General features: G+C 56.3%; 11 protein-coding genes. 1 reads left to right on the top strand and 10 read right to left on the bottom strand.

Annotated features, from left to right (window positions below; all coding sequences use genetic code 11):
* Positions 1-98: 98 nt before the first annotated feature.
* From AWM69_RS15545 to ppsA, 8 genes are all read right to left on the bottom strand, one after another.
* Positions 99-1,070, bottom strand: coding sequence for an OmpA family protein (locus AWM69_RS15545; RefSeq protein WP_131652450.1), 972 nt, complete (start codon positions 1,068-1,070; stop codon positions 99-101).
* 106 nt (positions 1,071-1,176) lie between these two features.
* Positions 1,177-1,767 (bottom strand): RNA polymerase sigma factor SigX, encoded by a 591-nt coding sequence (sigX, locus tag AWM69_RS15540; protein WP_088499998.1) that lies wholly within the window; start codon positions 1,765-1,767, stop codon positions 1,177-1,179.
* Between the two features lie 90 nt (positions 1,768-1,857).
* Positions 1,858-2,682, bottom strand: a complete 825-nt coding sequence (locus tag AWM69_RS15535; RefSeq protein ID WP_048377848.1) for a mechanosensitive ion channel domain-containing protein — start codon at positions 2,680-2,682, stop codon at positions 1,858-1,860.
* Between the two features lie 2 nt (positions 2,683-2,684).
* The gene (locus AWM69_RS15530; protein ID WP_131652449.1) at positions 2,685-2,930 is read right to left on the bottom strand and encodes a CrfX protein; all 246 of its coding nucleotides are present in this window, start codon (positions 2,928-2,930) and stop codon (positions 2,685-2,687) included.
* Between the two features lie 63 nt (positions 2,931-2,993).
* Positions 2,994-3,989 (bottom strand): CorA family divalent cation transporter, encoded by a 996-nt coding sequence (locus tag AWM69_RS15525; RefSeq protein WP_131652448.1) that lies wholly within the window; start codon positions 3,987-3,989, stop codon positions 2,994-2,996.
* Between the two features lie 24 nt (positions 3,990-4,013).
* Positions 4,014-4,505, bottom strand: coding sequence for a ribonuclease E activity regulator RraA (gene rraA / locus AWM69_RS15520; RefSeq protein WP_218727426.1), 492 nt, complete (start codon positions 4,503-4,505; stop codon positions 4,014-4,016).
* Between the two features lie 216 nt (positions 4,506-4,721).
* On the bottom strand, positions 4,722-5,669 hold the full coding sequence (locus AWM69_RS15515; RefSeq protein WP_218727425.1) for an alpha/beta fold hydrolase: 948 nt from the start codon (positions 5,667-5,669) through the stop codon (positions 4,722-4,724).
* Between the two features lie 104 nt (positions 5,670-5,773).
* Positions 5,774-8,149, bottom strand: coding sequence for a phosphoenolpyruvate synthase (ppsA, locus tag AWM69_RS15510; protein WP_131652445.1), 2,376 nt, complete (start codon positions 8,147-8,149; stop codon positions 5,774-5,776).
* Between the two features lie 177 nt (positions 8,150-8,326).
* On the opposite strand from ppsA, the gene AWM69_RS15505 reads away from it, so the two are divergent.
* A complete protein-coding gene (locus AWM69_RS15505; protein WP_048377854.1) occupies positions 8,327-9,145 on the top strand; it encodes a pyruvate, water dikinase regulatory protein in 819 nt (272 codons plus the stop codon).
* Between the two features lie 29 nt (positions 9,146-9,174).
* Here AWM69_RS15505 and prpD read toward each other — a convergent pair whose 3' ends face one another.
* Together prpD and prpF are read right to left on the bottom strand one after the other, a co-directional pair.
* Positions 9,175-10,665 (bottom strand): 2-methylcitrate dehydratase, encoded by a 1,491-nt coding sequence (gene prpD / locus AWM69_RS15500; protein ID WP_218727423.1) that lies wholly within the window; start codon positions 10,663-10,665, stop codon positions 9,175-9,177.
* 169 nt (positions 10,666-10,834) lie between these two features.
* Positions 10,835-12,025, bottom strand: a complete 1,191-nt coding sequence (gene prpF / locus AWM69_RS15495) for a 2-methylaconitate cis-trans isomerase PrpF (RefSeq protein WP_131652443.1) — start codon at positions 12,023-12,025, stop codon at positions 10,835-10,837.
* Positions 12,026-12,046 lie beyond the last annotated feature (21 nt).

Raw genomic sequence — 12,046 nt, 5'->3', positions numbered from 1 at the left:
GCCGGCCATCCCCCGTGCAAGCGAGGGGCACCAGGCCAAATCGCAGACAAAGAAAAACCCGACCGAGGTCGGGTTTTTCTGAACAGCCTAGCTAAATATTACTTAGCTTCTGCTTGAACGGTCGCTTCTACACGACGGTTCAGTGCACGGCCATCAGCAGTTGCGTTGCTTGCAACTGGGTTAGCTTCGCCGTGACCGACTGCGTCTACACGGTTAGCTTCAACACCTTGGTTAACCAGGGCTGCACGAACAGCGTCAGCACGACGCTGCGACAGCTTTTGGTTGTAGGCGTCTGGACCTACGCTGTCAGTGTAACCAGCAACAGTAGTGTTGGTCGCAGGGTACTGCTTCATGAAATCAGCAACGTTGTTGATGTCAGGCATGTACTGCGATTTAACAACCGACTTGTCGAAGTCGAATTTCACGTCAAGTTCAACGCGAACTACTTCAGCGATCGGAGCTTCTGGCTCTGGCTCAGCAATCGGTGCTGGAGCAACTGGAGCAGGAGCTACTTGGCCGCCGTTGCCGCCGAAGTTCACACCCAGACCAACGGTAGGAGCGTAGTCCCACTTGCCGTTGTCCAGTTTGTAGTCAGCTTCAACGCCTGCACGAGCGAACAGGTTGTTAGTGATGTACCACTTAACACCAGCGCCTGCAGTCAGGAAAGTCGACTGATCGCGACCGTTGTGACCATTGGCCTCAACGCCGGTCATGCTCTTGTGAGCAACACCGCCGGAAACGTATGGACGCAGAGCGTCACCAACGGTGCCGAAGTGGTACTGAGCATTCAGACCAAAGTTGTCGCCTTTGATTTTCTGGTGGTCACCCTTGGAGGAACGGGTGTGGTGAGTTGCGTCGTAGGTCAGGTTCAACGAAACGTCGTCGGTCAGGAAGTAACCGATCGATGCGCCTGGGTTGTAACCGTCTTCTACGGACTTGACGCTGTCGTTGTACTGTTTTTTGTAGAACAGTTCACCCTCGACCGCGCCTTGGCCTTGTGCCAGGGCACCGAACGAAGTTGCGGCTACAAAGGAACCAATGGCAATGCCCAAGGTGTTTTTCAGTTTCATCCGTTAAATCCCCATCTGGTGATTGTAAAGCAGTCCCACATACCGGGGGACAACTCGGCGGCAAGTCTATCAGACCTTGCCTACACGTAGAGCGATTTGCGCTGAACTAAGTTTCAGCAATACCCGCAAATTTCTCACGCAATTTGTCAAGTGCACGCTTGTATCTCATTTTTGTTGCACTCAAACCCATATGCATTATGTCTGCGATTTCCTGAAATTCCAGTTCTGCGACAAAACGCAGCACTAAAATTTCCCGATCAATCGGATTCACATGCACCAGCCAGCGATCAAGTCCGCCCTTTTCCTCAGGTTTCGGCGCCTTTTCCTCAGACGCTTCCTCAAGGGGGTCAATACTCAATGCGTCCATCAAGCGACGCTTTCGCCGTTCCTTTCGATACTGTGTAATGCATTCGTTATAGGTGATGCTATATAGCCATGTCTTGAATTTCGATTTGCCCTCGAAATTTTTCAGACCGTACAAAACTTTGAGCATCACCTCCTGACAGACATCATCAGCATCACGATCGTTCCCTAAATACCTTGAACAAACGCTGAACAAAGTTCGTTGATAACGCCGCATCAACTCTTCATAAGCACGTGTGACGTGAAACAACTCATCATGCGCGCGCGCCACTAACTCCTCATCAGAGAGCTCGCGGGGGTCGTAGCGCATGGATAGCGGTTGGGCTTTATTCAAAACGAGTCGTGCCGACAGTCAGGTCAATATCCGCCACAGCCCAGGGAACAGACTTTTTTGCGGCGGCATACATTAGCAGGGTTTGCCGCATCAGCGGCTGGTCACGTGCTGCTCCAGCAAGATCCGATTTGAGATGGAGACTAGCTCACCCTCATCGGTCAGCAACGTCGTTTTAACCGTACCAATTTCTTCGATCTGCCCTTCGACCTCGCCCACACGCACTTCTTGCCCAACTTGATATAGCTCACGCACATAGATCCCGGCAAGGATCTGACCCGCAATTTCCCGACTTCCTAGCCCCATTGCCAAGGCAACGGCCAGACCAACGGTTATCAAAACAATCACGATCACATGGTTCAGCAGGTCGGTTTTGACCTCCAGCTGGCTGATCGCCACTGAAATACTGATGATGATTACCAGGCCCTGAGCGACACGTCCCAGGCCACTTGCGTAATCAAACCCGACACTCTCGCAGGCCCCACGAACCAGGCCATTCAGCAATTGTGCAACCAGCACACCCGCCAACAGCACCAGAATCGCGCCAAAGACCTTTGGCAAGTAAAGGGTGAAAATATCCAGAGTAGCCGAAACACGTTCCAGGCCAAGCGACTGAGCCGCCGAGACCAGGAAAATCAGGAGGATGAACCAATAGACAATTTTACCGATCAGGGTAGAGATCGGTACCTGGATCCCTGCGCGCCCCAGAATCTTGGTGAGGCCAGTGCCGGCCATCAGGCGATCAAGGCCCAGCTTGGCAAGCAACTTGGACAGCAGGGTATCAAGCAGTTTTGCAACCACGAAACCCAGCAGGACCACCACCAACGCACCGAAGAGGTTGGGGATGAAGTTGGCAATTTTAGTCCACAAGGCAGTCATTGCCGTGACCAGGCTCTGGGTCCAGAGATCAAGTTCCATGTTCAATCAGCCTTATCAGCAGGGCGAGCAACAGGTTTGCGTCGCGAAACGGGCGCAATATGAGCTGAACCGCTGTTCAAAGCAATCATCAGTGCTTGCATCCAGCGCCCCAGAAGACTGAAAAGATCACCCGCGCCGACCTGACGGTTCGCGGTTTTCAGTACTCTGCCCAGGCAGGCGTCGTCGTCACGATTGGACGGCGGCGCCTTGAGCATTTCACGTAACGACTGTTCAAACGGATCGTGCATAAGCACCTCTCGGTATGTCTGTTAAAGACGCGAACATCACTAGCCGGGTCACATTTCCCCAATTCAAAGCCACTGAAGCCTACGATAAAACCACCACTGCCCTACACCGATGACCAACATCAAACCGCAGGTCACCGCAAAGCCGTACGAATCATCGGCGAATGGCACGCCACCCACATTGATACCCAGCAAACCGGTAATAAACGTGATGGGCAGGAAGATTCCGGTGAGTACCCCGAAGCGATACATGATGCGGCTCATGCGTACGTTCAGGCGCCTGTCTTCAGCCTCAAGGACAAGCCCCACGCGCTCGCGGGTCAACTCAAGTTCTTCCAGGTAGCGGGTCAGGCTGTTGTTCAGCTCGTTCCAGTAATCGGCATCGTCTGTGCTGAACCAGGGTAATCGGATGCGCGTCAGTTGCCCGAAAATATCACGCTGAGGGGCCAGAAAACGACGCAGGGCAGCTGCTCGACGACGGATCTGCAGGATGGAGCCGTGCTCAGGAGTGTACCGTTCGTCGGCATCTATTTTATCTTCTTCGTTATCGACAATTTCTGACAGCTCGCCGATCAAATCCTGAACCTTTAGCGTCAGGTGCTGGGCCAGGTAGAGGATAAGTTCTGCCGGATTTTTAGGGCCTTCGCCCAGATCAAACTCGCCCAGCAGTTCATCGGTGGCGCGTAGCGGGCGCAGGCGCAAAGAAATAATGCGTTGCGCACTGCCGAATATACGCAGTGAGACCATGTCCTCAGGCTCTGCGCCGGGATTGAGATTGACCCCGCGCAAAAACAGCAGCAATTCATTGTTGGGCAAAGGCAACAAACGTGGGCGGGTATTTTCTTCAAGCAGCAAATCACAGCTGAAATCGCTCAAACCACTCGAGTGACGTAACCAGCCCTGGGTTTGCGGGTGGCTTCGATCCAGATGCATCCAGAGGCTTTCGTGGGGCTGCAGGTGCAGATCGTCCAGTTCGGCACGCGCGATTGACCGCGCACCGCCCTCACCGTCCAGCACCAATGCGTGTACCAGCCCCCACTGAGCGTTTTCTTCCTCGTACATCCGTGTTCCTTAGCGTTTAGGCGGTTATTGCGGCGGATTCAACGCAGATGGCGAAATAATCACGCCATTATTGTCGGCATAGATAAATTCGCCAGGACGGAAAGTGACACCCGCAAAAGTAACCGCCACGTTCAGCTCACCCACACCTCGTCGTGTGCTTTTCATTGGGTGGCTGGCCAGGGCCTGCACACCGAGATCGATTTGTGCAATGACATCCACATCGCGGATACAGCCGTAAACCACCAGGCCTTCCCAGCCATTTTTTGCCGCTTTCTCGGCCAGCATGTCACCCAGCAACGCACAGCGCAGGGACCCCCCGCCATCAACCACCAATACCTTGCCGTCACCTTTGAGCTCAACCTGCTGCTTGACCCACGAGTTGTCTTCAAAACACTTGATGGTCACGATCTCGCCACCAAAGGAATCGCGCCCGCCAAAATTGCTGAACATGGGCTCAACAACTTGCACCCGCTCAGGATAGGCATCGCACAGATCGGGAGTGATGTAGTGTTTCATGAATAACTCCAGTAATAGGTGGCAACTGCAGGAATGAAAGGCTCAACACTATGTTATAGACGCTCTGGCCGGGGCAGGTTTTAAACTTGCCGCGTCCATCGTGACAGGACTCACAAAAAGTGACCGCAACAGACAGAATCGTCACATAGTAGCCGTTGCCCCAGTGGCCCGATACCCCGTCTCCACATCCGTAATACTTCCCGCCTGCATGTTCGGCTAGCGGTGATCAACCAGCCACGCACAGACCTTTGGCCATACTTCCTGCTGAGCTGCCTGGCTGACGAGCATTTGCACATGGTCAAAATCAACGCTAAAGCCATGCTCGCGCCCTAAGCTCATAAAAGTGCGTTGCTGCGAACCCATCTGGTCATAAAGCTTGCGGCACGCCCACTCCGGTGTCACCCGATCACCTGCCGCAGCGACAGCCAAGAGAGGAACCTGTACCTCAGCGAGCCCGGCCCACCAATCGCGTTCGGTATCTTTGAAGCGCCCCATGAAGCCATTCCAGCGCAAGGCTTCGAGGGCAATACCGACGGGTTCGTCTTCCGGACCGCGCTTGAGCCGAGAACCTGACAGCCGAGGAAAGCGCTTCAATAACAGATAAGCCGCCCACTGTATGGGCGGAATCTTAAGTGGCCAGTAACGACGACCGACCTGACATCCAAAAAATGCCACCGACGCTACATCCCCTGCCCCCAGATACTGCCCGCCCAGCGCCGCCGCCAGGCTGATACCGCCTTGGGAGTGCCCCATCCAGTGCGGGACCTGCCCGCTCTGCTCCCGCACAAACGCAGCGATAGCCGGCAAATCATAACGGGCATAGTCCGCCACACAGTTGCTGGTCCAGCGCTGGTTACGCGAGGAAAGACCATGCCCGCGCATCTCGGGCAACCAGACATCAAAACCGGCGCGGGCCAAAAAGGCACCCAGCCCGACACCTTTGGGTGAATACCAGAAGCGTCGATTAGAAAAACTGCCATGCAATAAAATCACAGGCACACCCCTGACCTGGCTGGCACTTGCCATGCCCAGCCGGGTCACCACCAATTCCACGGAAATGTCCGGGCTATTGGCGGGTTTCAAGCGATAAACGTCTTCGCTCAGATCACCCCGACGCTCAGCGCTGATCAGGGCAACGGGAAAAAGCTGACTGCTGCTTTGCATAATGCTCTTGCACAAAAAAGGGCGAACCCTTGACGGAACTCGCCCTACCACTGCGTATAAAGAGAAGAGCCGCCGCCTGGCAGCTCCCCTCTTCTCTCAACGACTCAAGCCTGAGCTTGACCTTCAGCCAGGAAGAACCAGGTTTCCAGCACGGAGTCCGGGTTCAAGGACACACTTTCAATGCCCTGCTCCATCAGCCACAGCGCCAGGTCAGGGTGATCGGACGGGCCCTGACCACAAATACCGATGTATTTACCGGCCTTGTTGCACGCCTGAATGGCGTTGGACAGCAGCTTCTTGACCGCCGGGTTACGCTCGTCAAACAGGTGCGCGATCACACCGGAGTCACGGTCCAGGCCCAACGTCAGTTGAGTCAGGTCGTTGGAACCGATGGAGAAGCCGTCGAAGTACTCAAGGAACTCTTCCGCCAGAATCGCGTTGGACGGCAATTCGCACATCATGATGATGCGCAGGCCGTTTTCGCCACGCTTGAGGCCATTTTCAGCCAGCAGGTCAATCACCTGGCTCGCTTCGCCCAAGGTACGTACGAACGGCACCATGATCTCTACGTTGGTGAACCCCATGTCGTTGCGCACACGCTTGAGTGCACGGCATTCGAGTTCGAAGCAATCGCGGAAGTTTTCGCTGATGTAACGCGAAGCTCCACGGAAGCCCAGCATCGGGTTTTCCTCTTCAGGCTCGTAGAGCTTGCCGCCGATCAGGTTCGCGTATTCGTTGGACTTGAAGTCCGACAGGCGCACGATCACTTTCTTCGGCGTAAACGCGCCAGCCAGGGTGCTGATGCCCTCAACCAGTTTTTCAACATAGAAGCCTACTGGATCGTCATAGCCAGCGATGCGCTTGTCGACGCTGTCCTTGATTTCCTGTGGCAGGCCGTCGTAGTTCAACAGGGCCTTGGGGTGCACACCGATCATACGGTTGATGATGAACTCCAGGCGGGCGAGGCCCACGCCAGCGTTCGGCAATTGCGCAAAGTCAAAAGCGCGGTCGGGGTTGCCGACGTTCATCATGATCTTGAACGGCAGTTCCGGCATCGCATCTACCGAGTTCTTCTTGATGTCGAAGCCCAGTTCGCCTTCGAAGATAAAGCCGGTATCGCCTTCAGCACAGGAAACCGTCACGCCCTGGCCGTCTTTCAGCAGCTGGGTGGCATTGCCACAACCAACGACCGCCGGGATCCCGAGCTCACGAGCGATGATCGCCGCGTGACAGGTACGCCCGCCGCGGTTGGTCACGATGGCGCTTGCGCGCTTCATTACCGGCTCCCAGTCGGGGTCGGTCATGTCCGACACCAGCACGTCGCCCGGCTGGACCTTGTCCATCTCGGACACGTCCTTGATGATGCGAACCTTGCCTGCGCCGATGCGCTGACCAATGGCGCGACCTTCTACCAGCACGGTGCCGGTTTCTTTCAGCAGGTAGCGCTCCATGACATTGCCCGCCGAGCGGCTTTTCACGGTTTCAGGACGGGCCTGAACGATGTACAGCTTGCCGTCATCACCGTCTTTGGCCCACTCAATGTCCATCGGGCACTTGTAGTGCTTCTCGATGATCATTGCCTGTTTGGCCAGCTCGCTGACCTCGGCGTCGGTCAGGCAGAAACGGGCACGATCCGCTTGATCAACGTCGATCACCTTGACCGATTTACCGGCCTTGGCTTCGTCGCCGTAGATCATCTTGATTGCCTTGCTGCCCAGGTTGCGGCGCAGGATGGCAGGACGACCGGCTGCCAGGGTTTGTTTGTGAACGTAGAACTCGTCCGGGTTGACCGCGCCTTGTACGACGGTTTCGCCCAGGCCGTAGGCGCCGGTGATAAACACCACGTCACGGAAGCCGGATTCAGTGTCCAGGGTGAACATCACACCTGCGGTGCCGGTTTCGGAGCGCACCATGCGCTGCACGCCAGCAGACAGGGCGACCAGCTTGTGGTCGAAGCCCTGGTGCACACGGTAGGAAATCGCACGATCGTTGAACAGGGAGGCAAAAACCTCCTTGGCCGCACGAATGACGTTTTCTACACCACGGATGTTCAGGAAGGTTTCTTGCTGGCCGGCAAAAGAGGCGTCCGGCAAGTCTTCAGCGGTGGCCGAAGAGCGCACGGCCACGGCCATTTCCGGGTTGCCCTCGGACAATGTGGCGAATGCGGTGCGAATTTCAGCATTGAGCTTTTCCGGAAACTCGGCTTCCATGATCCATTGGCGGATCTGGGCACCGGTCTTGGCCAGCGCATTCACATCATCGACGTCCAGCGCATCGAGCGCCGCGTGAATCTGATCGTTCAGCCCGCTGAGTTCAAGAAAATCGCGGTAAGCCTGAGACGTCGTGGCAAAGCCACCGGGAACCGAAACACCAGCGCCTGCAAGATTACTGATCATCTCGCCGAGGGATGCGTTCTTGCCCCCCACATGCTCTACATCATGGACGCCGAGCTTATCGAGGGAAACTACGTACTCTACCAAGGTGATCTCTCCACTAACTGTGTTGGAAAAGCTCAGGGCACTGGACGCTCATCAGGTGGGCATCGCAGCGATTGTGGCCTGGACCTGGAAAATAAGTGACACTGCCTGCCATTCAGGGCGACAAAATCGCGCCTATCATATCCAAGATTTGTCACCAGCTTAAGGCCCAAGGCGCAAATGAAACGATCTGCTTTCTTTATCTCCGATGGCACCGGCATCACCGCCGAAACCCTTGGCCAAAGTCTGTTGGCACAATTCGAAAATGTGTCCTTCAGCAAATTCACACGCCCTTATATAGACAGCGCTGAAAAAGCCCGGGCAATGGTACAACAAATCAATAACGCCGCCGATAAAGACGGTTTCCGGCCAATTATCTTCGACACCATCGTCAATCAGGACATCCGCGAGATCCTCGCAACGTCCAATGGTTTCATGATTGACATCTTCTCAAGCTTCCTCGCACCGCTGGAGCAGGAGATAGGCGAACACTCTTCGTACTCGGTCGGCAAATCCCATTCGATCGGCCATAACTCCAACTATATGGAGCGTATCGAAGCCGTGAACTTCGCCCTCGACAACGACGATGGCGCCCGCACCCACAAATACGACAAGGCAGACCTGATTCTGGTCGGTGTATCGCGCTGTGGCAAAACCCCGACCTGCCTTTATATGGCCATGCAATTCGGTATCCGCGCAGCCAACTACCCGCTGACCGATGACGACATGGAAAGCCTCAAGTTGCCTGCAGCATTGCGCGAACACCGGCACAAGCTGTTCGGCCTGACGATCGACCCGGATCGCCTGACCGCCATTCGCAATGAGCGAAAACCCAACAGCCGCTACTCCAGTTATGCCCAGTGCGAGTTCGAAGTGCGTGAGGTCGAGCACCTGTTCCAGCGCGAAAACATCCCGAACATCAACTCTACGCATTTTTCGGTAGAGGAAATATCGGCCAAGATCCTGGTCGAAAAAGGCGTAGAGCGGCGATTCAAATAACCCTCACGTAACCAGGCCGTAGCCGCTGGCTACGGCTCAATCACGAACAAATCCACAAACCGGTTAACCGGTGTCGCTTCCAGTTTTGCCTGATCCTGATACAGCTCAAAAATTTCGCTGCAGCGCCGCGCCTCAAAGCGCGTTGCCAGGTTGGCCTTGAACTTCTCACCCAGCAACGGGATTCCCTCTGCACGGCGCCGACGATGGCCAATCGGGTACTCCACCTCGACTTTCCCGGTGCTCGAACCATCCTTGAAAAACACCTGAATCGCATTGGCGATCGAGCGTTTGTCGGCCTCCAGATATTCGCGGGTGTAACGCGGATCTTCAACGATCAGCATTTTTTCCCGCAGTTCATCAATGATCGGATGTTGCTCATGGAAGTCGTCTTCGTACTGCTCAGCGACCAGATTGCCAAAAGCCAGCGGTACGGCGGTCATGTATTGAATGCAGTGATCGCGATCCGCCGCATTGGCCAATTTGCCCTGTTTGGAAATGATCCGAATCGCCGATTCGTGGGTTGTTATCACGATTTTCTCAACGTCGTGCAATCGATCCTTGACCTGGGGGTGCAGGGTCACTGCGGCTTCACACGCGGTTTGGGCATGGAACTCGGCCGGAAAGCTGATTTTGAACAGCACGTTTTCCATAACGTAAGTGCCATAGGGCTGTGACAGCTTGAACTGACGCTGGTCCGCGGGCTTGAGCGCAAGGTCCTTGCTCGTGTGGCTGAACGAAACATCGTAGAACCCCCATTGCGGCGCGGTCAGCACGCCCGGGATACCCATTTCGCCCCGCAGTGCGATATCCGCCAGGCGTACACCGCGACTCGATGCATCGCCAGCCGCCCAAGATTTGCGTGACCCCGCGTTCGGCGCATGGCGATAGGTGCGCAGCGCCTGCCCATCGACAAAGGCATGGGACAACGCGGACAGTAGCTGCTCACGACTGGCCCCCATCAGCTTGGCGCAAACCGCCGTCGACGCGACTTTGACCAGCAACACATGATCAAGCCCGACGCGATTGAACGCGTTTTGCAGCGCAATCACGCCCTGAATCTCATGCGCCATGATCATGGCATCCAGCACGGTACGCACTGTCAATGGTGCTTCACCCTTGGCCACCCGTTTTTGTGACAGATGATCGGCTACCGCCAGAATCCCCCCCAGATTGTCCGAAGGATGCCCCCATTCGGCTGCCAGCCAGGTGTCGTTGTAATCCAGCCAGCGCACAATGCAGCCGATGTCCCACGCAGCCTTTACCGGATCGAGCCTGAAACCTGTGCCCGGCACCCGCGCACCAAAGGGCACCTCTGTGCCCTCGACTATCGGCCCCAGATGCTTGGCGCACTCTGCAAAGCCCAGCGCCAGCAGGCCGCAGCCCAGTGTATCGGCCAGGCAATGACGTGCAGTATTCAGGGCTTCGGGCGAGGTGATGGTGTAGGTCAGGACATAGTCGGCAATGTCCTGCAAAACCTGGTCGTAATCGGGACGGTTGTTGAGATCAACGTTGGCGCTCATGGGGCAGTCTCCAGCAGGAATTATTGAGAGTGGTCGTTCATCCTCAGGCTTATCGTTTTAATGCAGGTCTGGTGTGCCTGCTTGATGGAACCGAATCAACATTAACTGCCCTCACCCGGCCCCTTCCCGCAAGGAAGAGGACTGGAGTGAGGGCAAAGGGTTCAGGCAATCAGAAGCAATCCCCCGGCACACGCACCCAGCCTTCCATCAGCACGCGCGCACTGCGGCTCATGATGGCCTTGGTGACGGTCCACTCACCCTCGACCTGCCGCGCTTCGGCGCCCACGCGCAAAGTGCCCGATGGATGACCGAAGCGTACGGCACTGCGTTGCTCTCCGCCGGCAGCCAGGTTTACCAATGTGCCCGGGATCGCCGCCGCCGTACCGATGGCCACAGCCGCAGTGCCCATCATTGCATGGTGCAACTTACCCATCGACAATGCGCGCACCAGCAGGTCCACACCTTGCGCACTGACCGGCTTGCCGCTGGACGACAGGTAATCCGCCGGGCCGGCGACGAATGCCACTTTAGGGGTGTGCTGACGCTTGGCGGCGTCTTCGAGTTTTTCGATCAGCCCCATGCGCTGCGCGCCGTGGGCACGGATGGTTTCGAACATCGCCAGCGCTTTAGGGTCACTGTTGATGTCGTTCTGCAACTCTGTACCGGTGTAACCGATATCCCGCGCGTTAACAAAAATCGTCGGAATCCCGGCATTGATCATGGTCACCTTGAGCGTGCCGACACCCGGCACATCGAGGTCATCCACCAGGTTGCCCGTCGGAAACATCGACCCGCCAGCGCCCTCTTCGTCCGCTGCCGGGCTGAGGAACTCCAGCTGCACTTCGGCTGCCGGAAAGGTCACGCCATCCAGTTCAAAGTCACCGGTTTCCTGTACTGAACCCTCGGTAATCGGCACGTGGGCAATGATCGTCTTGCCAATATTGGCTTGCCAGATCCGCACGGTGGCGATGCCGTTGTGCGGAATACGCGCAGCATCCACCAGGCCGCTGCTGAGGGCGAACGACCCCACCGCTGCCGACAGGTTGCCGCAGTTACCGCTCCAGTCCACGAATGGCTTGTCGATGGCGACTTGACCGAACAGGTAGTCCACATCATGCCCGGCACGCTCGCTCTTGCTCACGATCACCGTCTTGCTGGTGCTGGACGTCGCCGCACCCATGCCGTCGATTTGTTTCTCGTAGGGATCCGGGCTGCCGATGACCCGCAACAACAAGGCATCGCGGGCTGCACCCGGCACCTGTGCGACCGCCGGCAGGTCGAGCAGGCTGAAAAAAACACCTTTACTGGTGCCGCCCCGCATATACGTGGCAGGGATTTTTATTTGAGCTGCATAGGCCATAAAACACAGTCCTGTTGTGGC

The organism is Pseudomonas sp. D1HM (assembly GCF_019266105.1).
GTDB classification, from domain to species: domain Bacteria; phylum Pseudomonadota; class Gammaproteobacteria; order Pseudomonadales; family Pseudomonadaceae; genus Aquipseudomonas; species Aquipseudomonas taetrolens.
Note: the sequence above shows the minus strand (reverse complement) of the source record. Positions and strands in the feature narration are given on the sequence as shown.